Source organism: Bradyrhizobium sp. Kon10 (assembly GCF_055807395.1).
The window spans coordinates 1-24,064 of sequence record NZ_JBVVOZ010000053.1; the positions used below are offsets into that span (position 1 = coordinate 1).

Consider the following 24,064-nt stretch of genomic DNA (forward strand, 5'->3'; position numbering starts at 1 on the left):
GTGGCAAATCCTGACCGCACCCCTCACGGAGCCGGCGATCAATCCAGCCTGAATCAGCGTTCTTCTTCACGGACGACGACATCCGCCCGAGGAAGAGTTCTCCACCAGTGCTGGCCTAGCTTGTCAGGTGTGTCGCTCTCGCGACGTCATAATTGTTCCATGGGCCGTCGAAACGTTTTTGACTTCACGGGGTGGCGAGTTCAGCGTTTGATTATGGCGGACCCCGGGGTAAGGTCTTTTCTCTCGAAGACAGTTTGAGGCGGGTTCAAGAGGCCGCTGTCCAGCGCCAGCGGCCTCTTCGTTAGCTTCATCGGGAAAGTTCGTCCGATGCCGACGCAAGTATGCGCTCTCGCCACGTCAATCGGCGGGACAGTCGTCGTGGCCGCGATCCTGCTCTATTTCATCTTCAGCCCTGGCTAATCCGGCGCCTCTTAAGGCGAGACGCCTAGTCGTCGTGATTGCGCAGCCGTGGCCACGGGACTGCCGGGCGCATAGGGCCGTGCCAAAAAGAGGACCTACAATTGCCCCGCCGAATTGGGAAAGTCCGCGGAGGAGAAATCGCTATCTGCCGGAGCCTTGAAAGGACACGCCGAACGTGAGGTGCCGCCAGCCGCAGTGACTACGCGGCTGCCACGGATCGCGAGCAATCACCGATCCTAGTCGAGATCGACGTCGATATGGGCATGCCGATCGCGGCGGTGTTGATGCTGTTGCTGCCGTTGGCTTCGACAACGACATGTCGACCGATGCTGCTGGCGGCCGTCACCGGAAACTATGCCTCACCGAGCAGTCGACGGCATTGCTCGGCTCTTGCGATCAGGTGCTTGGCGAGATGCGCGATGATGGCATTGTCTAATCCGTCTTTCTGCGCTTGTTTCCGTACGGCGGCTACAATGTCCGGAAGCTGCTCGGCCATGGAAATCAGTCCAGCGATCATCTTGTCAGGATCGAGGCGCGTTTCGCGCGCGAACTTCTGCCAATCGCGTAAACCAATCTGGCTGAGCTTGTAATCACCGCCGATTTTCATCGCGAGCTTGATCTTCTGCAGATCGACGTCATCGTGGGGAAGAATGCTGGCGATGTCGTAGAGCGGGGCGAGCCGTACGTGAGGGCCTCCGGCCAGCAGCAGCGAATAATTTTTGGCATGAGCATCCGTACCCGCAATCAGCCAATTGAAGCCTAGCGCGTCGACAAACGTGTCAACATCGGCGACGCGATCCGTGGAGTAGGTGCGCAAAAGCTCGATCACATCGGCAGGGCTTGGTCCGCCATCGTTTTGATACTTCATGGTCGGCAGGATGCCGAGCGCCTGGCAGATATCTTCCTGGTGGATACGGACGATCTCGTTCCCACTGAACTGCCGGTCGTAGCGCTCGATGACGATGGCGATTTCCTTTCCGAAATGCATCACCTGGGTGTCGGCGACGGGCAGACCGACATTGCGCGCAAGTATGAGGCAGATATGTTCAGTTTCCGCGTGTCCATCGAAATGGCCGGTCGGCGGTTTAAGGATATGCGTCGTCGGAACGCGCCCAGAGGGAATTCCCCACTTGCCTTTTTGCAGAAGCAAGGCGGTTTTGGGTTGTGCACCCGCAAGGCTGAATTGTCCGGTATCGCGCGGCAACCGCCATGCGGCGTGATCCTCACGCAGTGTTTGCAGGCGTTTGGCGATCGCCGTTTCATCAAGCCATTCGACCTTGTCTTCGGCCCCGCTTCGCAAGGCGCCCAGCCGATCAGGCTTGACGAACTGAACGGCACCCGCGCAGTCCTCGCCGACATGGGAAATAAGGGCAAACACGTTGCGCGCGGACACCTGAAATCTTCGCGCCCACCGTTCGAGCACGCGTTCGTTGTCGGGCAGGAGTCCCCAGAGGAAAGCTTGCACGGCGGAAGGACCGTGCTCTTCGGCCGCGAGCGGCATGGACAGCGACAGCGGATAGGCTCCTTCGGCCTGGCGCCAGTCGCTGTCATAGACAAAAGTGAGCCGGCCGCGGGCGTCATTGCGCACGCGGCCGATTTCCTGCCCATCCAGCAGAGTAACAAGTTCGCTGGTCATGCCTTTTTCTTCCTGGCCTTGGCCACGATGGCGTTGATATCGACGGCTGGCCTGGTGGCCCCGCGGGCGGGCGCTTGTTCGGTGCCCGCGTCCAGGCGAATGTCCAGGGCGTCAAGGGCGCGAAGGATCAGACCGAGTTCAGCGCGCGCGTGACCGTGCTCAACTTCGATCACCCATTGGCGACTGACGCCAATGCTCTTGGCGAACGTCGATTGATCGAGTTTGAGTTTCTTGCGCCGGTCGCGAAGGACGGCGCCGAGTTCGGCCGGTGTGCGTATGAGCATGGGATTTCCAAATGTCAACGTTCGGTTACTTTCGCATAAGACGGCGTTCGTTGACAATTTGTAAATGTCAGCGATCGATGACATCATAAAAAGTCATCAATCGCGGACATAGGCTCCGTCCGCGCCGACTTGATCAGCAGCGGATCGACCTGTTTCACCGCGGCAATGGTATTGAGCAGGAGTGGCCAGGCGCAGCTATAGATTACCATCGTGATGTTCGACAGCTCGCCGATTCTGAGCAACAAGACCGGCAGCGGCGCGGTGTTGCGGCAGATCTCGATGAACTGGTTCACGAGATTGCCGACTCGCGCATACCAACCGACCGCCACGCCAAGCGGGACGATCAAGGCGACCGAAATCAAAAATCCGCTCAGGGCACGCAGCAGGCTGGCGGAGACGTCATCATAGAGCTCGCCGGTTTGCGCAAGCTGCCAGCCCGCAGCAATGATGTCCGAGAGCGGTGGCAGGAACACGGGATCGATCAGCCCGAGCCTCCGAGCCGCGTCCCACGCCGCCAACAGGGAAATCAGCAGCAATGAGCGGTGCCCGAAGGCAGCCAGCCCGCGGGCCGCGGCGCGGATCCGGTCCACCGCCGGCGATGCCGGTCTTTCCACGCTGGTGAGCGGCTCTCGGCGCCCGTGCGCAACTCCAGCAATGTCAATATTTCGAGACTAGACATGGGCGACCTCCTCCACTTTGCGATCGGTGCGCGCACCAGCTCCGCCAGCCAACTGTGCCTGCTGTGCTTTCAGCACTTCCTCGCAAAAGGCTCCAGACCTGGTGGCGCACGCTGCCGAACTCAGGCACTGAGCGCACGTCGTCAGCCTCGCTGCGGAGCCCATCCGGAATGTCGAACACCTGCTTGATCCGGCCCGGGCGGGACTCATGACCGCCACCCGCTGGCCGAGTACGATGCCCTCGTCGATGCCGTGGGTGATGAAGACGATTGTCTTGCCGGTGGCGCGCCAGATCCGCAGCAGCTCACCGTGCAGCATCGCGCGTCTGGGCGTCGAGCGCGGCGAACGGCTCGTCCATCAGCAGCCTTCGGGATCGTAGGCGAGGCTTCGCGCGATCGCGACACGCTGCTTCATGCCGCCGGAGAGCTCATGCGGCTAGCGGTCGGCAAAGCCGGACAGCCCGACCAAATCGAGGAAATGCCGCGCGATGTCGAGACCCTGCTGGCCTTGAGCCCGGCGATATCGAGACCGAACTCGACGTTCTCTTCGGCGGTACGCCAGGGACACAGTGCATACTGCTGGAACACGATGCCGGGGGTGGCGACCGGGTCCGGCAATCGGCCGGCCATCGAGCAGAATCCGGCCGCCGGTCGGCAGCGTGAGCCCGCCTACCAGATCGAGCAACGTGGATTTCCCGCAGCCGCTTGGGCCACCCAGGGCGAGGAATTCGCCGGAGCGAACATCCAGCGTGATGTCCTCCAGAGCGGCGAAGTGACGGCCTGGTCCGCGGCCCTCGCCGCGCACGACGAACTCCTTGCGGACATGCTCGAAACGGATCTTCACAGTGGTTATCGGGCCCCCGCCGTCCTTCCGGACGGAAATAGTTGAACGCATTGGTGTAGGTGTCGGAAGCCTTGACCTGGCCCGGCTTGAATAGGCCGTCCTTCACAGCCAGTCGATCCACATCTGGATCTCGCTATCCGAGATCACGCCGTCGTGGCCGCAACGCCGGTGCTCTTCCAGTATTTGATCGAGGAGGCATCCTCGTTGCGCTTGGGCTCGACAACGATCTTGTCGAACCGGGCCCGCACCTCTTCCGGCGTTGTGGTCTGGGCCCATTCGATGGCTCGCGAAATCCCTCCACCAGCCTGCGCGAGGCATTGGGGGTGTCGTAGATGAATTTGTCCCGCAGTACATACGCACCGCCGGTGAACTGGCCGAACAGATCGGTGTCATTAAAAAGCGAACGGATGCCGCCGCGCTCAAGGGCTTTGTCGCGCAAGACGCCGCTTAGCGCACTCACCTCGACTTGGCCCTGGCGCAACGCTTGCTCGCCGCTGACCGGCGGGATCGCCACCGCCGCGCCTTGGCGTCCTTGAACCCAGCAACGCTCGACGCCATCCTGCTAGACAGCAGTGCCAACACTCCCGAGCCTATGCCGCGCGATCTCAGCACCGGAGGCGTCAACCACGATTACGACCGTGCCCGCATCACGATGATATTCGGGATCGCTGGCGATATCCCGAGCGACAAGGGCGGCGTATTTGACCGCTAGTTCAGCAGAGCGAAATAGCTCCCCCACATCGTCCGCCTGTGTCTCTCCGTTGTGGAAAATTGGGAAGTAGTAGCGTCGCATAGCCGCCGGCCCTCGTCCTTTAACCATGATCATGCCCACATCTCGGGACGGCCCGCACCTGTCAAAAACGACAGGGATCGCGCGACAGCGACTTCGCGCAATGGATCGTTATGCGCTTTGTTGCACTGTGACTTGCCCTCGCGCTTCGGTTGCGGTTGAATTCGGGGTGAGTGATTGGGGAATCAGAATGAGGTCGAAAATTGCAGCCGGCTTGATGGCGCTCTTGCTCTCGACTACTTGGGCCCCGACGGCTGAAGCTCAGTTCGAGCCGTTGGCATTCCGGTCTGCAGGAAGATCCCGAGCGAAAAGACAGATTGAACTGCTTCGACAGATCGGGAAAAGGACGAAGATCAAGAATCAACCACCGAGCCCACTCCCGTCAAAGCTAAGTGGACGTTTCGAAGGGCAAAATCCCCGATCGATGACAGCGATCAACTCGTTGCAATGCTCTAGGGCGAAACAGGGAAACGTTGCTGATCCTAAGATGCTGGGAGAACAAATCCGTCTTTATCCCGCCCGAGCTCGTTATTTCTGGCACCGGAAACCTCTACGACCTTCTAAGCCGGGTAAACGGAGATTCAGCCGCAAGTGTTCCGGGCAGCACCAATGGAAGGGCGATCTTTATTCCTAACGCACAAAACTTATGGAATCGCTCTCGGACCAAGGCAAGCTGTTCATCAGAGCGACTGGTTTTCAAGGCACATCCAACGACGGCGCGTTCCTCTTAAATGACGTCACAGCCGCAAGGAACCGAACGGCAGAGACCTGTCGTTGAACGACATCTAAGCCGAGCTCAATGAAGGCGGTTAAATGAGCTCGCTGATTTTTGAGGCGGCCTCAGGGGCGCTATTAGCTCCTATGAGCGATCTGGTCCTGTATGAAAGCAGCAAGGCGACGTCTGGCATTTAACGCAGCAACCGCTTTCGAGCTCGCCAGTCGTGCAGCATCAGCCGAATGCCGGCTGTGGAGGACCGACGTCGTTCATTGAATGGGCAAATTCCTGCGGGACAGCGCAAGGTCCGGAGCACCAAGCGCTGCTCAACCTGATCGGGACTTCGATACCAGGAAGGACACAATGATGCGGTATCCTCGGACTTTGGCGGCAGCCGTTTTCGCACTCGCCGTCATTGCCTGGGCAGTGGTGGCTGAGCGCCTCCCAGAGACCCCGCTCCGGATCGAGGCTTCGCGGACGGGGGCCACCGCCCCCGACCTCCAATAGGTCTCAGAGCGCAGCCCTTACATGCGGACAGAGCGGCGATAACGAAGGGGCGCCCAGCCGCAAACGGGGCGAGCGGTTGGGTCACCGCTTTGAATGGCTCACCCGATCCGTAGATTTTCCGCCGAGTCTTTTCCGCGATTGTTCACGACGTCGAAGCTGACCTTAGCCCCCTCCGCGAGTGAGGTGAAACCGGCCTTCTCAACTGCCGAGATGTGAACAAAGACGTCCTTGCCGCCGTTGTCAGGTTGAATGAACCCGTACCCTTTCGTCGGGTTGAACCACTTCACTCTCCCCATAGCCACGTAACGTCTCCATTTTTCAAAAACCAAAACTACTGCGGGAATTCCGACAAAAGAAAGGCTGGTCGCGAGGCGCGCGGGCCGATAACGGCACGCTGATTTAGTCGGCATGCCCCCAGTCAAGTAGATCCAAATAGCGAATCTGAAGTGTGAGCGGCTGTTTGGAGCCGTCTAAGAGCACACGTACCCTGTTGCCGGTGGAGCCTAGCGCAAGGACAACGCCGAGCTTGCCGGATAATGTTCGACCAGCCGACTCAGCCAACATGATACAACAACCCGGTGCCACCCTATCCATGATGAGGGACAATTCTGAAAAGGGCGGACAAAACTTGTGGTCGGACATGCAGGCGAAAATATCGTAAAATCGGCACAAGGAAAAGCCGCGCAGGCTCGGTAAGGACACAAATGTAATAACGATGCTGCCTCGGATCGAGTATCCTCATTGGTTGATGTTGGCGGGACCCATGTTTGTGCTGCCAGGAATGGCCGGATGGGCGGTTCAATGAAGCCGACAACCGGCCCGCGCTGACGCGGGGGGCCCTGAGCGCCTCCGCTGCGGCAGATAGCAGAGCTCAATGGACGTACTCATGATTTCCCCCGTATTTGACAGATGTTGGCGGATCAGCGGCCCAAAGAAAGCACGTGCGCCGGATCCGCTCACTGATCAGCATTTGCAGTATATGCAAGCAACTTTTCTTTTAATGCAACCACCGAGAGTCGGAACATCGTAACGCTTGCGGGCCGACTATCTGAGAGCCGCTGGATGCCGATTTTGAATCCGGACTATCCAATTGCTGTCGCCTTCCCGGCGTGCTCTGAACAGATCGACGCAGTTCCTCGAACAAAGGGGAGTTCGCCACGACTAGTGGCGGATGAGACCGAGCCTGCCACCACACAGAGCGCAACGCGCCGCTCCGTTCTTTCGACGATTTTCCGAGTATCGGGGCATTGTTGGCTCCTCCTCTTTCTCGTAGCTGCTCGTCACGTATCTTTTTGCTGTACGTCGATAGCTATTGATGGGCGCTGTGGCATATCTGTCCTCATCGACTGCCGCTCTTGAAGAGCTCGAAATCAAGTGCTGCAATTGCCCAGCTTCGGTCCGGCAGGGCCTCGTTTCAATACGTCAGACAATGTCACGGCCTCACCGGCCCAGCCTGAGGAGTGCAAGCAGCCGTGCTTGGGTTGGCAGGTTTAATTTCCCATCTATTTTCACCCGGGACCCAGAGCGGCAGCAATGCTGCAGCGGGTGATTTGAGGACGATCTAGATCAGCGCTTTCAGATACTCAGGCCGCCTTCGGGCGACCTCCTTGCGTGAGTGCGGCAATACTTGTCATAAAATATAGAACGATGACTGCCCGCATTTAAGAAGGATCGGGAGGCGTGACATTGACTATCAGCTTCTCGGCAGCGAGCAGCAACAACGTCAGCTTGTCTTGCTAAGCGCGAGTTGGCGCAGTTACTTGAAGCGGCCGAACAACCATGTCCTGGGCTGGTTGAGAAAGGCCGTGGCGCTCGACCGCCTGGTCGCAAGCGGCCTCGACCCGGCTCATAATGACCCGACTCATAATAAACGCGAGACGCTAGAAAATGGGTCGTCTTCACGAGGGACACTTTAATTCTGCAAAAAAGCCGGCCTCGGGGATGACTCTTGGGGCCGGAACTTATGGTCTTCTCTCTCCCAGAGACCGGCAGAGGCCAAGAAGGAAGCACAAGCAGCGGGCATCGCACACGCCAAGGCGAACCTCGTTCGACTATCTTGGCCGCAAGCCGAGCTTCACGCGTGACCAGCTACAGACCGTCCGCAACATGCTTGAGCTTGAGGCAGGCACCAGCGCCATACCGGGCTGAGCCGTCAAGCGGCGCTCCGTATCAAGGCTGACCGTGTGGCGCCGATGGGAGCCGCTGAACGGCACGCAAGCTGAGCTAGCGCCACACCCTGCGCCCCAGACGACGAGGTTGGAGAGATGCTTAGAAGGTCACCGCAATTCCGTAATCATCCGATCAGCCATCGACCGTTGTGGATATCGAACTTCACCAAACCCTCGTCTCGCATTTTCAAGAGGAGGGACTGGCAAGCTTCCTGATTCATGATATTGGCGCGTTTCATGACCTCGTACAGTTTGAGCGGTTTCTCTCGGAGCGCCGTCAAGATATTTTCTCGATCATTCAGCACGACGAAACTCCTACCATTACAAGCGCGCTAAATTACAGAGAGTACGACAGCTGATCTTCCGCCACGACTATCTCGATATTCTCGGACGTGGTTTTGATGCGATATCTAAGACGTCCGTCTGCCTCGATGGGCATACATTGAATTATGGTGTAAATCACCCGGTGGACCACTTGCTCCACGCCTTGTGGACCTTGGGGCCGATAGCGAACCTCCTCATTCAACCTATAGGGATAATGACGCACAATGATTTCGGCTGCTCTAGCGTGGAACGTGCTATGATGCAATGCATCGATTTGCCCTCCGGAGAGCGTTACGCGTCCGCGCCTCGCGATCGCAGGAGCGCAACGGAGAGGTCTGCCGTTAACGGCGGCAAGCGCCGAGCCAATCTTCAAGGCGCCGATCATGATAGAAAGTTCCAAGGAGCGATCACGCCGAGCGGCTCGCCGCGAACGAGACGGAGCACATCGCGCGCCGTGGCGCGATCTCGCCATAGATCTTGTTGATCGCCTCCGCGTAGTAGCGAATGGTCGCCACCGCCACAGCGGCTCGGCCTTGTACGCCATCCCGATCTCGATGCCGTTGTCGCGTACGCCGAGCACGGCAAGCTCGAGCGCATGACGCGCGACGAGCTCGGCCAGGCGCAACAGCACCTTCTTGCGTTCCGCGGGCGCGGCGCGCGACCATGCTCCCTTGTCGCAGGCTCTTCGCGCACCTGTACCGCGCGTCTATATCGGCGACACCGCCGTCGGCGATCGGAGTCAGCAGCTTGCCGTCGATGGGAGAGATGACGTCGAGCCGCGCGCCGCCTGCGCCCTCGACCGCGGCGCCTGCAATGAAGTGCTGCCGCGGAGAGATGGCTGCGGATCGCCGCGCGTTGATGTCGGATTGCAACATGAGAACGCCCGGAGCGAAACGTTGGATCGGCGGCTGCGCCGCCGACCGCGATTATGCGCTTCATACAGCCTCGATGCGACATTTCTCACAAATCCACCGATAGGTGGATATCATGCATCGCAGCAAATCCATAACGTTGCGGCAACATTCATCTGCGCTCGGACATGGGCCGTTGCGCGTCCGTTCGCTGACACTGGCCTTCCAATGACCAACAGATCACGCCCTCGCATCTTGCTGATCGGCACGGGCGACACTAAGTCGGACGAGCTCCTGTTCATGCAGCGCTGCATTGCGGGCGCCGGCGGCGAGACCGTCTTGATGGACGTCAGCGTGCTCGGCGATCCCCCTTACAAGGCAGCGCACGACAAGCACGCGGTTGCCGCCGCCGCCGACACGACGATCGCCGCCGTGATCGCGAGCGGCGACGAGAATTCGTCGATGACCTTGATGGCGCACGGCGCCGCCCGGCTGACGCGGCAACTCTGCGACGACGGCCGGATCGACGCCATGATCGCGATCGGCGGCACCATGGGCACCGACCTCGCGCTCGAGGTCGCGCTCGCCCTGCCGCTCGGCTTTCCAAAGCTGATCGTGTCGACCATCGCCTTTTCTCATCTGATTCCCCCCGAGCGCATCGCCGCCGATCTGATGATGATCCTGTGGGCCGGCGGCCTCTACGGCCTCAACGGCACCTGCACGGCGGTGCTGTCGCAGGCCTGCGGCGCGATCGTCGGCGCGGCCCGCGGCGCCATCAGGCTGCGGCCCGAGGGCCCGATCGTAGCGCTGACCTCGCTCGGTAAGAGCTGCCTCAGCTACATGGTCGAGCTGAAGCCGCAGCTCGAGGCTCGCGGCTATGAGGTCGTGGTGTTCCACACCACCGGCATGGGCGGCCGTGCGATGGAATCGATCGCAGCGCAAGGCGGATTTGCCGCGGTGCTCGACCTCAGCCTTCAGGAGGTCGCCAACCAGGTGATGGGTTCGGTGGTAAACTCCGGCTCGGACCGTCTGATGAATGCAGGCCGGAACGGCATTCCGCAAATTGTGGCGCCCGGCGCCATCGACATGGTGGACTTTCCCGCCTGGCTGCCGGTGCCGACGGAACTCGCCGATCGTCCGTTCCATGCGCATAACCGCCTGCTTGCGTCCGCGAGCTCCGGTGCCGTCGATCGCCGACGGATCGCGCGCGCCATTGCCGCGAAGCTTGCGGAGGCGACGGCGCCAGTAGCTTTCGTCCTTCCGTTCGGCGGCATCCAGCGATGGGATCAGGACCGCGAGACGCTGTACGATCCCGAAGGCCTCAGCGCCTTTGTCACGGAAATGCGTGCGGCGATCCGCCCGCCAATCGAGCTTCACGTGATCAAGGACCACATCAATCACCCGGGCTTCGTCGCGAAGATCCTGGCGATCTTCGACCGCTGGGTGGCACACGGCATCGTTCCAGCCGGCAAGGTTCCAGCGGAGCAGACATGAGCATATCCGCGCCAAGGGCGCTGGTGCTGGATTTCGGCGAGGTGATCTTAAAAACCTTGTTCGAAACGCATGATGCGGAAGCCGCCCGGCGTTGCCAAGGGAGCACTGACTTGGCGCTGGCCATCGCGGAGGACACCGATCCGCTCTGGTCGGCGATGCAGCGCCGAGAATTGTCCGAGCGCGACCATTGGCTGAGTCGCAGCCGGGAGGTCGGCAGCTCATCGGCGAGGACCGGGGGGATAGGCAGACCTTCGTCCGTCGGGCGCGCGGCGCTGATCCGATGCTCATCATCCGCCCCGAAGCCGGGCGCCATCCGGATCGCGCGAGGAGCCGGCGGCAAGGTCGCCATTCTCTCCAACCAGCCTCGACCTCTTCTAAGGCGCGGAGTTTCGGCGCAAGCGGCCGCTGCTCGGGCATTCGAGAGCATCGTCGACGCCACGCATACCGACATCCTGAAGCCCGCCCCCCCAACGCCGATGGCGCCGTGTGCGATGCCCTCGAGCTCGCGCCGCAGGCCTGCGTGTTCGTCGACGACCAGGAACGCGACATCAAGGGTGCGATCGCCTGCGGCCTCACGACCGTCTGGTTCGATGTTCGACATCCCCAGAACTCTTCCCGGCAGGCACTCCACATGCTCGGCCTTGCCTTTCGACAGCGGAGCCATCCATGCCCGAAATCAATTTTCTCGTCGAGAACAATGCCCGCCGGATCTGGCATCCGATGGCGCATCCCAAAGACATGCAGGACCATCCGCCGCGGATCATCATGAAGGGCGAGGGCATCCACGTCACCGACATCGAAGGCAAGACCGTGCTGGACGCGGTCGGGGGGCTCTGGAATGTGACGCTCGGTTACAGCTGCGATCCGATTAAGAAGGCGATCGCCGACCAGCTCAAGGAGTTGCCCTATTATTCCGGCTTTCGCGGCGTCTCGACGGGACCCGCGATCGAGCTCGCCTATGAGCTCACCGAATGGTTCAAGCCGGAGGGCATGGTGCGCGCGTTCTTCACCTCGGGTGGATCCGATTCCGTCGAGACCGCGTTGCGACTCGCACGGCAATATTGGAAGATCAAGGGCCAGCGCGACCGCACCAAATTCCTGGCACTGAAGAAGGGCTATCACGGCACGCATTTCGGCGGCGCATCCGTCAACGGCAATGCCAATTTCCGCCGCAACTACGAGCCGCTGCTGCCGGGCGTCTACCACATCCCCTCGCCCTGGACTTACCGCAATCCCTTCAACGAGACCGACCCTGCGAAGCTCGCGCAGCTCTGCGCCAATGCGCTCCTCGACGAGATCGAATTCCAGGGCGCCGACACCATCGCCGCCTTCATCATGGAGCCGGTGCTCGGTGCCGGCGGCGTCATCGTGCCGCATTTGAGTTTCATGGGACTGGTGCGCGAGATCTGCGACCGCTACGGCATCCTCCTGATCTCGGACGAGGTCGTCACCGGCTTCGGCCGCACCGGGGCATGGTGCGGCGCGCGGCTCTGGAACGTCAAGCCGGACATGATGACAATCGCCAAGGCCGTCACATCGGGCTATTTCCCGCTGGGCGCCACGATGATCGGCGATAAAATCGCCGAGGCGTTCGAGAGCGACGAGACGAGCTTCGGCTCGATCGGCCATGGCTACACGTATTCCGGCCATCCGGTCGGTTGCGCGGCCGGTATCGCGGCGGTTGCCGAAACAAAGCGGCTTAAGCTCGACGCCAGGGCCGAGGCCTACGGCGCCATCATCGACGAGGCGCTCGCGGCTCTCAAGCAAAAGCACGAGATCGTCGGCGACGTGCGTGGCAAGGGCTTGATGGCCGCGCTCGAGCTGGTCGCCGACCGCGGCAGCAAGAAGGCGCTTGACAAGAAGCGCGTCGGAAAGATCGCCGATGCGATCTACGATGCCGGCGTGATGGTTCGCGTCTCCGGCAGCAATATTATCCTCTCTCCGCCGTTGATTATTACGGCCGAGGACGCCAGGACGATCGCTCACGCGATCGACCACGGCCTTGCGACTGGTTGATGAAGGCAAGCGTGGCCGCTAATTCGGCCGCACCATCAGCGCCACCACCGCGGAGCGCGTCTCCACGCCGAGCTTTTGAAAGATGTGGATGAGGTGCGTCTTGACGGTCGCCTGGCCGATCTTAAGGCACTCGCCGATCTCGCAATTGGTGCGGCCGTAGCACAACAGCCGTACCACGTCCATCTCGCGGCTGGTCAGCCCATAGCGCTGCCCGTCCTCGGACGCGGCGGCGCGGCCGACCAGGTTGAACTGGAGGTACTGGTGGATCTTCTCGGCGATGGTCACGGCGCGCTCCGGGATCCTCGCCTCCCTATCCCATACGACGCTCATCCCGGCGACGATTTGGTCGTCGCGCCGGAAGAAGAAATCGAGGATGTCGACGATGCCGCATTGGTCGATGAACGAGCGGTAGAGCGCTGTCTCGCCTGTTTGCTGGCCGGCCATCGTCTTACTGAGGCGCGCCACCGCAAGGTCACCCGCATGAGTCGGATGCTGCGGGTCGAAGGCACTCATGCCCTCGAGATACTGTAGATGAAACGGCTCCGGAATGCGCGCCAGGAGGAAGCGCCGGAGGTTGTAGCCCTCGTCGACTTCGTAAAATGCGGTCGCCGAGCCCTCCAGCATGGACTGGGCAAAATGCACGGCTTCGGTCGTTACGGCCTCCGAGCGGCCCATGAGCATCAGCATGGCCTAGTTTCCTCGATTCCACTCCATTCGGGACATCTGGTGCGTCCTCGCGCGGGCGACGCCGGGAGAGGCACGGCACGTACTTAAGCAACTTGCGGGCCATCGGTTTAGGTTGCCGCCGAGCCGAGGTCCGAACCTGGTCTGCGCCTCGATCGATTGACTGGACAGCGACACCGGCACGTTCGCCGCAACCGATTCGATCCTCGCACGGATTGCCGGCCTACACGACCGGTTGATTGCCGAACGCACAAGCCGCATCACATCGTGACGCCCTGCATTGATGAATTCACATCGCGCGACGTTGTACAATGCGGGCAGCATCGATCTACTCGATCTAACCGCGATGCTTAAATTCGCACGCCAACCTAGCGGGACCATTCCGACCGGTCCGATGGTCATGCTCATCAAAGCGGAAAGCGCGACTATGGCACCTCGGTGACATTCGACGAGCGCCTGCTCGCTTGCAGTGCCGGGGCGGGATCGCTTGGATTGGCATCCGATGAGTGGCTCATCCATGCCAGCTCGGGCAGCCCGATCGGCAAGGCGGCGGTGACGATCGGCGGCAACCGATCGGCGCCCCGGCCTGGGAGCCGCGTCCCACAGGAGCAATAAGGCGATGACCACCGGGAGCGTCGTCCGAGCCAGCCAATTGCCAGCTTGCGGAACGAAGCGGGCTGAGGAATGGCGCCGCTCCCCGGCGGCGGCGCGGCAGCTCTTGTTGCTGATGCAGGAATTGCCGTGCCGCTCGCGAAATACGGTGCGCTCCGCATTTCAAACACACGTACGGCTCAGCCCTTGTCCTATTCCGACATTTTGTTCTCAAGCATACATGGATGGCGCGACAACCAAGATGAGAACGCGTCTCGCCGTCCAGACATCAGCGGCACGACGATATCACGGAAGAAGATGCCGATCGAGAGCTCGGGGCCTTCCGACGGCTGAGCAGACAGTCGTACCGTGTTGCGAGCTCACGGTAGGGCGCTTGTGATCAGCGTCCCGGACTTTTGCGCTCGATCGTATGGTTGGAACGGCCCGGAAACTGCGCTCTTCTGTCGCGTGAGGCACCACGTTTCACGTCAAGGAGTTTGCAGCACTTCAATTTCAACCGCTGTGCGGGCGCATGTCTAGACCCAGCTCGAAATTAATCAGGCCAACGCTTGGCACGGACGTTGCTATTGAGAGCTAGGACAGCAAGCGAGTGGGCGCGGCCAGATGAGCAATATCTTCCGTGGGCCATATCCGAGAGGTGCAACACCGCCCCCGAGCGGATCAACCTTCTCAGCCCGATGATCGAGTTTAACGTTGAACGGCTTGCCGGTTTCGCACGCGTCTGGCCCACCGTGTTGCTGCCCTGGACTACTCCCGCCGCTCGCTAAGCACTCATGGAGGTTGAAATGATGACCCAACTCGGCGCATCCGTACGCAGCCAAACAACAGACGTGGATGCAATGTTGGCCGAACTGCGTTTGAACAATGATCCGCACGATGTCGAAGTCGGCGGCATGTCTTTGCACATCCTGCCCGGGGTTTTGTCACCGCGCCTGAGTCACGCACCGGACGCACTGATCTCGAAATGGCACATCGAGCCCGGCGCGGCGGTACTCGATCTTGGGTGCGGATCCGGTGTGCTGGGCCTTGCAGCACTCCGTGCCGGGGCAAGACGTCTAGTCGCTCTCGACATAAATCCGCAGGCCGTTCTCTCGACGAAGATAAACATAGAGCGATTAGGCTATGGAGATCGAGCAGAAGCCCTCGAGAGTGACACCTATGCTGCGCTACAACCTGGAGCACAATTTGATACCATTATCTTTGCCGCCCCCTATTGGAACCGCAAGGCCAATGACGATCTCGAGCGTTCGTGTTTCGATCAAGATCACAAGGTCATGGCCGCCGCCCTCGGAGGGGCGCACGTCTGGTTAAGTCCGAAGGGTGCGATGTATGTGATTTTCTCCGATCAGGGAGACGTGGGGCATGTCATGAACCTGATCGAGGAGAGCAAGCTGCGCGTCAGAGGCATGCATATTTTCCGACCGACCATTCCAGGCGGGCACGTCCGCATTGTTTGGAAGCTATCCGCGCGATGAAAGTCTCTTGGCCAAGAAGCGCGGTACCCATCACATCAGCGCCAAGCGCTTGGCAGTGTAGTCGATCAGGCCAATTTGCATGTTCCCGACCCAGCTGAAATCGCTTGGCCGCGTGCATGAGTGCGCATCTCGATCGCGACCGTCGAGAGACATCGCAGGTCCGATGCCGTGATCCAGACAATAGCCTCCAAGAACATACTGGTTGGCTTCACCCCGGAGTGCGAGGTGAGGATTAATCCCGCCCGGGCTCGAGCGGTTCGGCCGGACGCCTCTTGGGGCCGGGCACAATTCGTCGCCCCGACAGTGAGATCTGACGAGTGGGCGAGATAGCGTTGCGGGCCCGATGCGCAATGCTACGACCATCGCGAACTTGTGAACTCGGCGGCAGGGGCGGACCATCGCTACGTTCCGTAATTTGAGTGTAGTTTCACGAGCGATCTCGCTGCGGTGATCAGCCGGATCGCAATTCTAAGAATTGAAGTCATGCCTAGATATCAACGCTTCAGGGCTAGGCGGCGCTCTTTCCCTGCAGCGTTATGAAGGGGGCGCCCCGCCTCTTTTCGACGAACGAGCGCATTTTACTGCAGTTCTTATGCGTCAATCCAGCAAGTGAGATCGTTTCAAGCACGACATCCACGCAAAGCTAGGGTCGTCGACGCAGTCATATACTTGAGCTTCTCCCGGGGACTGATGATCAGGCGCCTTCTTACTGGATGCGAAAACTTCGTCTCAGACATGGTCCAGCTTGATTCAGCTAAACACCGGGCAGTGCGATCGACAGGGCGCCTGCCGCGCGGTAGCAGCTGAACGGCTGCCCGAGTCCTGCATGATTGGCGAAGGAGGCTTCTGTCGCTTTCGGCGACCTCAAGCCGCAATGTTTGGGATTACCGGCGGTAAACTATGATTCGACACATCGTATTCTTCACCGCAAAAGATAAGGCGCATATCGACAAAATCATCGAGGGCCTTTCCGTTCTCACCAAAATCCCGCACGCTCGGCGGCTTGAGGTCGCTCGCAACCGCAAGAGTGACCGGCTTGGCAACGAAATTGATGTGATCGTCTACGGTGAATTCGACGACGAAGGCCAACTCGAAGCCTATAAAGCGCACGAGCTTTATCAAGATTCGATCCGGCAAGTAAGACCGCTCCGCGAGCTACGTCTCGCGGCCGACTACAGCATGTCTGCAGATGCGGAGCCAGTATGTTCGGCAGGCCCTCCCCACGGGCGTGGTTAATTGTCAGGCATGTAGGGCTTTTGGGTGGCCATAAGGCTCGCCTTCGCCGGGCGGAATTACGATCACCGATGTATCGCTGAGCTGAGCGACAGAATAATGCATGTAATGGAACTGCAGTGGATCGAGCCCGTCACAACCATGCGAAGCCTCTCGCATCGGAGGCACCTCACGTTCCTGGATAGCGCATCGAGAGACGCGGTGCTCGGGCAGCATTCGTATGTGACGTGCGATCCCTTCTGCACCTATATGATCGCGGACGGGAAAGGCATTTGCAACGGAGAGACCATTGTGGGCGATCCGTGGGTGGCACTTCGCGCTCTGCTAGCCAACTATCCGCAAGTGCACTGCGCCGATCTCCCGGCTTTCCAGGGCGGTGCCGCCGGCTTTTTTGGATACGAGCTGAACAGGACGCTGGAGCGATTGTCGGTGCCGGCTATCGGGGGGCATCGCTTGCCTCAGGCAATCCTACATCTTTACGACGTCGTGATAAGCTTCGATCACAGCCATAACAGATGTTGGGTCGTTTCTACCGGGTGGCCGGAGCAGGATCCGGCTCGCCGGCGTGAGAGAGCTCGCGGAAGAGCCGAAGAATTTGTTGCGCTGATTAGAGTCTCAGCCTCCCCTCCTGATTTGACACCAGGCCAAGCCGGCTTATGGCATTCAAATTTCAGTCGCCAAGGATACATTGCGGCAGTACAGAGCGTAATTGATCTCATTCGGGCGGGTGACGCCTTCCAGGTCAATATTGCGCAACGCTTCAGCGCGCGCCTGGCGAACTCGTTCGATCCGATAGCCTTCTATTGTCAGCTGCGGAGAGTGAATCCGGCTCCCTTTGCCGCCCTCCTTCGGTATGGCAAGCTCACCATTGCATCGAGTTCGCCCGAGCGTTTCCTCAAGCTTCACGGTCGACGTGTCGAAACGCGGCCTATTAAGGGGACGATGGCGCGTTCTGCTGATCGGGAGGAAGACCGGCGTCGTGCTGAGACGCTGTCAGGTTCGGAAAAAGACCGCGCCGAGAACACCATGATCGTCGACCTCCTACGCAATGATCTCTCGCGCGTTTGCACGCCCGAATCAATCCATGTCCCGTCATTTTGCAACCTCGAGTCCTATGCATCAGTGCACCACCTCGTGTCGGTCGTTACGGGTGAGCTGGCATGCGGAGAGGACGCCGTCAGCCTACTTCGAGCCTGCTTTCCCGGCGGCTCCGTTACCGGAGCTCCCAAGGTACGCTCGATGGAAATTATTCTGGAGATCGAGCGTGTGGCGCGAGAGGTGTATTGCGGTGCCATAGGCTACATAGGGTTCAATGGACATATGGATTCAAATATTCCCATTCGCACCGTGACGATCGATGCCGGCCAGGCCGCCTTTCATGCAGGTGGCGGGATAACGGCAATGTCCGATCCGGTCGCCGAATATGAGGAGAGCCTAGCAAAAGCAGAGCGCATTTTTCGCGCATTTATTGCTGAAGGCGCCGGTGCATCTTGATTGTCATCATCGACAACTACGACTCTTTTGTCTTCAACATTGCGCGATATTTCCGCAAGCTTGGTGCAGCAACATGTGTCGTCCGGAACGACGCGATGCATGTGAGCGAACTTGCTGACCTCAGGCCCCGCGCGATCGTCATCTCCCCCGGCCCGGGCACTCCAAATGAGGCTGGAATATCGACAGCCGTCGTTCGCGAACTTTCCGGTCAGGTGCCAATTCTCGGCATCTGTCTCGGACACCAGTGCATTGGGAACGAGTTCGGCGCACGTGTAACGCGCGCACGCCGTCCTATGCATGGTCGGCCCTCGTATGTCACGCATGAAGGCGGGGGCCTGTTCGAAGGACTACCATCCCCACTTTGCGTAGGGCGCTACCATTCGCTTATCGTCGAATTGGATCCGTCATCTGCCCGAGACCTCGCTGTGACAGCACTCTCGGATGATGGGGAGATCATGGCTCTTGCCCATCGCAATCAAGCGACATATGGCGTGCAGTTCCATCCGGAGTCGATACTAACACCGCAAGGGGACGCACTATTCGCAAACTTCCTACGGCTTGCAGAGCTTTCTTAAGGCGGCCGTACAGGTCGGTTTCACAATGCGCAGCTCGATAAAATACCGGTCAACGCGAAAGGAGCAATACTGCCGAAACGGGTTGAGTTCATTGCTGCGGGCAGCACACAACGCCGCTAAGCGGGTTGAACTTATCAATACCTTTCAGGTGCTCGGATCAATAGAACTCTACTGTTGATAGTCCCAGCAGGACGTTGTCAATCAGCCGGGTCGAACCAACGTAGGCTGCGACACAGAGCGCCGCCGGATGCCGCAGCGGACTCTCGGCGCGCTTGAGCGTATGACCGTCGACAAGTTCAAGGTATTGCAGCCGATCAACTGTTTCAAGTTGCCGCTCGGCGGTCGCAATCAGCTTGTCCACCTCGCGCACTCCTGAGCGGAACTCATCCGCCGCGGCGAACAGTCCACGACTGATGGCAACCGCTCGCCGACGTTCTTCCTTGCTCAGATACCGATTGCGGCTGCTCATCGCGAGCCCGTCGGGTTCCCGAACGGTTGGCACGGTGACGATCTTGATGGGAAGATTGAGATCTGTTGCCATGCGACGCACGACCGCGCATTGCTGAAAATCCTTTTGCCCGAAAAACACGACGTCCGGATGCACCATGTTGAACAGCTTGCACACGACGGTCGCGACGCCCCGAAAATGCCCAGGCCTGAAAGCTCCGCATAGTGGCTTCGCCAGTTCGCCCGGCTCGACGAAGGTCTCGAATTGAGCCGGATAGACTTCCTGTGCACCCGGCGCGAACACAATCGCAACACCAGCATCGCGGCACAATTTTTCATCGCGCAGGAAATCGCGAGGATAGCTGCTGAGATCCTCGTTTGGTCCGAACTGAGTCGGATTGACGAAAATGCTAACGACGGTGATATCGCATTGCGCGCGGCTCGCCTCGATCAGGGCGAGATGGCCATCGTGCAAATAACCCATTGTCGGCACTAACCCGACGCGTTTGCCCACGCTGCAAGCCTTCGCGAGCTCACGACGAAGCTCAGCGACCGTGGTAATCGTCTGCATCATTGCACCTTACATCAGGTTGGGTTGGGAGGAGCCCAGGTTGCGATAATGTCACTCAGGCTTTCAGGAAGCCGGTAGGACTCCTGCGGCGCCGGGAACGCACCGGTGCGGACATCGGCAGCCCAACGCGACAGCGCCGCTTGTAAAAGCTGAAAGCCATCTGCATAGGCGCGAACGAATTTGGGCCGATGACCTAAGGTCAGCCCCAGGACATCATGGAATACGAGCACTTGGCCCGAGCAGTCGGGACCCGCGCCGATTCCGATGGTTGGTATCGATAGCGATTCGGTCGCTCGCTGGGCTAGCTCGGCCGGAATGCCTTCAAGCACCAACGCGAAGCATCCGGCCTCCTGCAGACGGTGAGCGTCATCGAGCAGCCGCAAAGCGTCATCGGCTTTCCGGCCCTGCACCTTGAATCCGCCCATGACGTTGACGCTTTGCGGGGTGAGGCCGAGATGGCCCATGACAGGAATTTCGCAATCGACCAGGGCACGCACCATTTCCACGCGCTTGGCCCCGCCCTCGAGTTTCACGGCATCTGCGCCTCGCTGCAGGAACCCTCCAGCGTTGCGTATCGTCTCCTCCGGACCAAGGTGAAAGCTAAGAAACGGCAGATCGGCCACGAGCAAGGCACGGGGCCTTGTGCGTGCAACAGCCTCGAGATGATGGTTCATCATTGCCATGCTGACCGGTAACGTGTTGTCGAATCCGAGACAGACATTGCCAACACTGTCGCCCACAAGAATGATGTCGACGATGGGGTCGGCGATGCCTGCCGTAACCGCATCGTAGGCGGTGGTCATGGTGACACGCCGCCGCTCCTGCTTCCACCGCTGCAGAATTGGGATCGTGACCCGCTCAACTGACACTTCCGAAGCGTGGCTCATTTTCGATCAGTTCCATCAAATGTCTCAAGTCGATTCTGCAGCTCGAAGCGATAGGGATCTGCTCTCATTTGTGCCGCCTACGATTTCGACGCCACAGCGCTCCCCAGGTCGCCCCATTTCCGGATAACAAGGCGAACGGTAATCCGATTGTTTCGAGCGACGCGGTTGGGTACTACGCGCATCCTGGGACCACGCTTTCCTATGGAGGACAAGACAAAACTGTCAACCGTGAAAGGACGAAAGAAACATACGTCTCCAAGGTAGCGCCCGTGTGCACAAAAATTCCAATGGTCGCGCGACCATCCAGCAAGAACTTCCCGAATTCAAATTGTCATGTGGAAGCGCCTTGCGTCACGCCGCGCCTCAGGGCGCGCTGGGGCGGTCGGAGCCATTCCAGATGAGAGCGCAACGGGCGACGAGGGTGCGCTGATCTGGTCGCGCCGAAGCGCCGCGATGAAGCTCATGGTCTTCCAGTGGCGGAAAGGTGGTAACCTCTGGTCGGTCGGGGGCAGTGGTCCCGTCGACTCGCGTCATGCTGTGGACACCGCCTTCTCGCTTCACCAGGAGTTCGTCCATGTCTGCGGTTTGTCAGCTCACGCCATTGCTCGCCGCCCGCGGCGCAGATGATCTCTTGGTCGAGCCGCATCGGCGCTTGGCGAGCGATGTCGGAGGGCAGGGTGCTGGCCGGCTTGGTTGCCGTCACCCCAAAGCAGGTCGAGGTCCGAGTGATCCGAAAGATAGGCGCCGGTGAGATGTTGACAGCCGGGCTGCCGAACGTCCGGGTCTGCGGACAGAGGCGGACGAGCCGATCAATCTTGTACTACCACGCCGCAGGGGCGAACCTTGCCGCGTGCCAGCAGCGGAGGCGGCCTGCGTTCGATGATCTCGTCGGACCCGATCGCGACCGCGATGCGCCGTTTGCCGTGGCAAGGCGGCAGCGGCAAGCTAAGCGGTATCATTCCCGCGGGATCGACGCAGGTCCGGAGATGAGCTCGTCGCCATTGCGGCGACCCGGTCCGCGATCTCGGCTGCCTTCCGGCGCCCAACTTGTTCAGCGCTGAGCCGGCCGGGATCATCCGGTACTGTAGGCCAACTGCGGCCGAGCATCCGTGTCCGATCGGACAAGCACGGCTCGCAGCACGGAAGGACGACGGGCCCGGATCGCGCAGGCGCGCTTGAATGCCAGCCTTGCTCTGGCCGGTGTGCGAGCGGGCCTCCCTTTCCTTCCCTCATCACGCTTCGATGGCGTTCTCACCGCCCCCCTCCACATCCCTCCCAAGGACCTTCTTCGCCTCCGTCATTATCGGCGCTTTTCAGCCAACCCCTGCGGCGAAAGCCAAGTCGCCGTCTTCGCGCGCCTGCTACGAGGCAAGCCCACGTCACTATCCACCGACGAGGGCGATAGCGCTACCGTCATCGAAATCATCGAGCGCGTGCTCCAGTCGCGACAATCGAGCCGAGCGGCGTGACCGTGACAGGCACCTCGATCTCGCCTTCGCGGGCGCGTACGACTGTTTCGCCTTCCTGCTGGAGCTGAACGACGGCGCTCTGGATGCTCAGGTCTGTGCCTTTGAAAGTACTGTCGCAGCAACCCTTGGTATTCTCGTTACTGTCGAGCCGCCAAGCGCTTTGCGGGTTGCAGAAGTGGATACCGCATCGATCTTGAGACGATCGTGCTGAGCGATTTCGGCTCCCTAATCCCGGGTCAGCCTCCGGTCAACCCGGTCAACCGCGCCAGTCGCGGCGCTCCGCGCCATCCCTGGCGCACCCAAAATAGGCCCCGGTCCGTAGGCCGGGGCGTTCGATCCACCTTTTGAACGTGATCAACATTTGAGAAGAATCGGACCGCCAAACTTATAGTTGAGCCGTGCAGTCATAACGTCGAGATCCTGGCGGATGCGGTCGACCCACCAGCTGGCTCGGTGAAGCTCACCATGGCTGGCCGCATGAACAGGTGTGCGTACTCGAATCCAATCGACCAATTCGGTGCGAAGCCGTACTCGAATCCGGCTGCCAGTGCGCCGCCCCAAAGAACGTGCTTGCTTTCTCCACCTAACTCGCCCGTCGTCCAGATGACCCGAAACGTGTTGCTCGTCACCGCGGCGCCGCCTTTGGCGTAAAGCAGTACGTTGTCGAAGGCATAACCGATCTGCGCCGTTACGAGGCCGAACGCATCGATCTTGGTCTGGTTGATATCCAAAAAAGCAACGCTGGGATTCCAGCCAGTCAAAGGAGCCCAGTTCCCCTGGCCTTCAACACCAAGCACGATCGGGCCCATCTGCCATCGATAGCCGATCTGCCCGCCCACGCGTCCGCCGGTCGCATCATGGCAGCCCTCAGGCTTGCCACCATCGGAATCCCAGCAATTCGAGCTTGAACCAAAGCCGCCGTTCATACCAACGTTGTAGCCGCTCCAGTCGTAGATTGCAGCCGCGACCGCCTGCGGAGCGTTGTTGTAGAGAGGCTGGGCGGGCTGCGCAGCCAGATCCGCGCCGAATGCGGGCGCCAACACGCCAAGCCCCGAATGCTCACAGTCGCGAGCAACAAGTTCTTCATTTCTACTCTCATCTCTTCAGTGTCCCAGGCCTCATGCGTCTTAACAACGTCCGCGCGAATTGCTGTAACTGCATCGCAACATTTGCGCCGAAAGAAATGCGTGAACCGAACGCTGCGTCAGGTTGCGGCGTTGCAGATCATCTCCAACGGGATCGCAATGCACCTTCGCGTGTCGAGCATAGATTGCGTAAGACTGAGAAGCGGGCCGCTGATTTCAGCGGAGTAAGCGCACGGCAAGTAAGATTGTGGCAAACCACACAGCAAGTGAGACGAGTGAAGCGCTTTGCAAAACTCTTGCTCTTGTCCCGTGCCGCCACTAAAGACCCCGTTACACACCACGCTCGTGTTGCATCCATTGGCCCTAGAGATCAGATGAAGTCTATTCGATTGAATCAATGTCCTGCAGATGCTGCCCCGTTCGTCGCAGATGCCGCTGCGTCCCGTGCTCGACAGAGCATGCGAATGACAACCTCCGCCTTCGGATGAAGGATGCGGCCCGAAGAATTTTACTTATTGGTTCAGCGAGCCGTTCTCCACCCGAGGCTTCCTACCACACCGCCAATGTCCCGACCGCCGATAACGCTTGCCGATCGTTCCTGCGCTTGCCGCCAGATATTGGACCCTCCATGACCCTTGCGCGAGCGCTTGGGTGAGCGCGCGAGTAGGTAGCCTCTTGCGAGGAATGAGGTGGCAAATGGCCGCGGTGTGTTCATCTTCTGAGCTGAAGTTCTAAGTCGATAAAGGACAGCGAGCATGTTCGTTTCATTCTTCCCTCGACCAAAGTTGTTCTTTGCGTCGTCAATTC

18 protein-coding genes and 2 pseudogenes are annotated in these 24,064 nt (G+C 59.9%); 9 read left to right on the forward strand and 11 right to left on the reverse strand.

The features are described from left to right. Positions 1 to 772: 772 nt before the first annotated feature. From AC0L2O_RS34705 to AC0L2O_RS34715, 3 genes are all read right to left on the reverse strand, one after another. Positions 773 to 2,056 carry a type II toxin-antitoxin system HipA family toxin gene (locus AC0L2O_RS34705; protein ID WP_473372931.1) on the reverse strand — a complete coding sequence of 428 codons (1,284 nt, stop codon included), beginning with the start codon at positions 2,054 to 2,056 and terminating at the stop codon, positions 773 to 775. Beyond that, a complete protein-coding gene (locus AC0L2O_RS34710) occupies positions 2,053 to 2,340 on the reverse strand; it encodes a helix-turn-helix domain-containing protein (RefSeq protein WP_314963854.1) in 288 nt (95 codons plus the stop codon). The genes AC0L2O_RS34705 and AC0L2O_RS34710 overlap by 4 nt, the downstream gene beginning before the upstream one ends. A gap of 83 nt (positions 2,341 to 2,423) precedes the next feature. Further along, positions 2,424 to 2,930, reverse strand: a complete 507-nt coding sequence (locus AC0L2O_RS34715) for an ABC transporter permease (RefSeq protein WP_473372932.1) — start codon at positions 2,928 to 2,930, stop codon at positions 2,424 to 2,426. 295 nt (positions 2,931 to 3,225) lie between these two features. Here AC0L2O_RS34715 and AC0L2O_RS34720 point away from each other — a divergent pair, with 295 nt between their 5' ends. Continuing rightward, entirely contained in the window at positions 3,226 to 3,396 is a 171-nt protein-coding gene (locus AC0L2O_RS34720; RefSeq protein WP_473323081.1) for a hypothetical protein, read from the forward strand. A 56-nt stretch (positions 3,397 to 3,452) separates the two neighbouring features. Here AC0L2O_RS34720 and AC0L2O_RS34725 read toward each other — a convergent pair whose 3' ends face one another. The 4 genes from AC0L2O_RS34725 to AC0L2O_RS34740 all read right to left on the reverse strand — a co-directional run bounded on the left by AC0L2O_RS34725 (position 3,453) and on the right by AC0L2O_RS34740 (position 8,345). After that, positions 3,453 to 3,911, reverse strand: a complete 459-nt coding sequence (locus AC0L2O_RS34725) for an ATP-binding cassette domain-containing protein (RefSeq protein ID WP_473372933.1) — start codon at positions 3,909 to 3,911, stop codon at positions 3,453 to 3,455. A 511-nt stretch (positions 3,912 to 4,422) separates the two neighbouring features. Further along, the gene (locus AC0L2O_RS34730) at positions 4,423 to 4,686 is read right to left on the reverse strand and encodes a DUF6894 family protein (RefSeq protein ID WP_409190482.1); all 264 of its coding nucleotides are present in this window, start codon (positions 4,684 to 4,686) and stop codon (positions 4,423 to 4,425) included. 1,284 nt (positions 4,687 to 5,970) lie between these two features. Further along, the gene (locus AC0L2O_RS34735; RefSeq protein ID WP_473372941.1) at positions 5,971 to 6,174 is read right to left on the reverse strand and encodes a cold-shock protein; all 204 of its coding nucleotides are present in this window, start codon (positions 6,172 to 6,174) and stop codon (positions 5,971 to 5,973) included. 1,991 nt (positions 6,175 to 8,165) lie between these two features. Next, positions 8,166 to 8,345: a hypothetical protein gene (locus AC0L2O_RS34740; protein WP_473372942.1), complete on the reverse strand. Its 180-nt coding sequence runs from the start codon at positions 8,343 to 8,345 to the stop codon at positions 8,166 to 8,168. 1,098 nt (positions 8,346 to 9,443) lie between these two features. On the opposite strand from AC0L2O_RS34740, the gene AC0L2O_RS34745 reads away from it, so the two are divergent. The 3 genes and pseudogenes from AC0L2O_RS34745 (at position 9,444) to AC0L2O_RS34755 (ending at position 12,725) form a co-directional block, all read left to right on the forward strand. After that, entirely contained in the window at positions 9,444 to 10,709 is a 1,266-nt protein-coding gene (locus tag AC0L2O_RS34745) for a Tm-1-like ATP-binding domain-containing protein (RefSeq protein WP_473372934.1), read from the forward strand. Then, positions 10,706 to 11,352 (forward strand): annotated as a pseudogene (locus AC0L2O_RS34750) (HAD family hydrolase); the annotation flags it as partial. The gene AC0L2O_RS34745 and the pseudogene AC0L2O_RS34750, both read left to right, overlap by 4 nt. Positions 11,353 to 11,375: 23 nt before the next feature. After that, complete coding sequence (locus AC0L2O_RS34755; protein ID WP_473372935.1) at positions 11,376 to 12,725, forward strand: aminotransferase class III-fold pyridoxal phosphate-dependent enzyme; 1,350 nt, start codon at positions 11,376 to 11,378, stop codon at positions 12,723 to 12,725. 18 nt (positions 12,726 to 12,743) lie between these two features. Here AC0L2O_RS34755 and AC0L2O_RS34760 read toward each other — a convergent pair whose 3' ends face one another. Further along, positions 12,744 to 13,412, reverse strand: a complete 669-nt coding sequence (locus tag AC0L2O_RS34760) for a helix-turn-helix transcriptional regulator (RefSeq protein ID WP_473372936.1) — start codon at positions 13,410 to 13,412, stop codon at positions 12,744 to 12,746. A 681-nt stretch (positions 13,413 to 14,093) separates the two neighbouring features. Between AC0L2O_RS34760 and AC0L2O_RS34765 the strand changes: the two genes are divergently transcribed. The 5 genes from AC0L2O_RS34765 (at position 14,094) to AC0L2O_RS34785 (ending at position 18,798) form a co-directional block, all read left to right on the forward strand. Continuing rightward, positions 14,094 to 14,354, forward strand: coding sequence for a hypothetical protein (locus AC0L2O_RS34765; RefSeq protein ID WP_473372937.1), 261 nt, complete (start codon positions 14,094 to 14,096; stop codon positions 14,352 to 14,354). Positions 14,355 to 14,806: 452 nt separating this feature from the next. Next, a complete protein-coding gene (locus AC0L2O_RS34770; RefSeq protein ID WP_369726177.1) occupies positions 14,807 to 15,496 on the forward strand; it encodes a methyltransferase in 690 nt (229 codons plus the stop codon). Between the two features lie 900 nt (positions 15,497 to 16,396). Then, entirely contained in the window at positions 16,397 to 16,732 is a 336-nt protein-coding gene (locus tag AC0L2O_RS34775; RefSeq protein WP_369726178.1) for a Dabb family protein, read from the forward strand. A gap of 96 nt (positions 16,733 to 16,828) precedes the next feature. Continuing rightward, a complete protein-coding gene (gene pabB, locus AC0L2O_RS34780; protein WP_473372938.1) occupies positions 16,829 to 18,223 on the forward strand; it encodes an aminodeoxychorismate synthase component I in 1,395 nt (464 codons plus the stop codon). Then, positions 18,220 to 18,798 (forward strand): anthranilate synthase component II, encoded by a 579-nt coding sequence (locus AC0L2O_RS34785; protein WP_473372939.1) that lies wholly within the window; start codon positions 18,220 to 18,222, stop codon positions 18,796 to 18,798. Before pabB ends, AC0L2O_RS34785 begins: the two co-directional genes overlap by 4 nt. 157 nt (positions 18,799 to 18,955) lie before the next feature. Here AC0L2O_RS34785 and panC read toward each other — a convergent pair whose 3' ends face one another. The 3 genes and pseudogenes from panC to AC0L2O_RS34800 form a co-directional block, all read right to left on the reverse strand. Next, positions 18,956 to 19,816, reverse strand: coding sequence for a pantoate--beta-alanine ligase (gene panC / locus AC0L2O_RS34790; protein ID WP_473372940.1), 861 nt, complete (start codon positions 19,814 to 19,816; stop codon positions 18,956 to 18,958). Between the two features lie 14 nt (positions 19,817 to 19,830). Then, entirely contained in the window at positions 19,831 to 20,703 is an 873-nt protein-coding gene (panB, locus tag AC0L2O_RS34795) for a 3-methyl-2-oxobutanoate hydroxymethyltransferase (RefSeq protein ID WP_369726180.1), read from the reverse strand. 1,823 nt (positions 20,704 to 22,526) lie between these two features. Next, positions 22,527 to 23,259, reverse strand: a pseudogene (locus AC0L2O_RS34800) (outer membrane protein). Between the last annotated feature and the right edge of the window lie 805 nt (positions 23,260 to 24,064).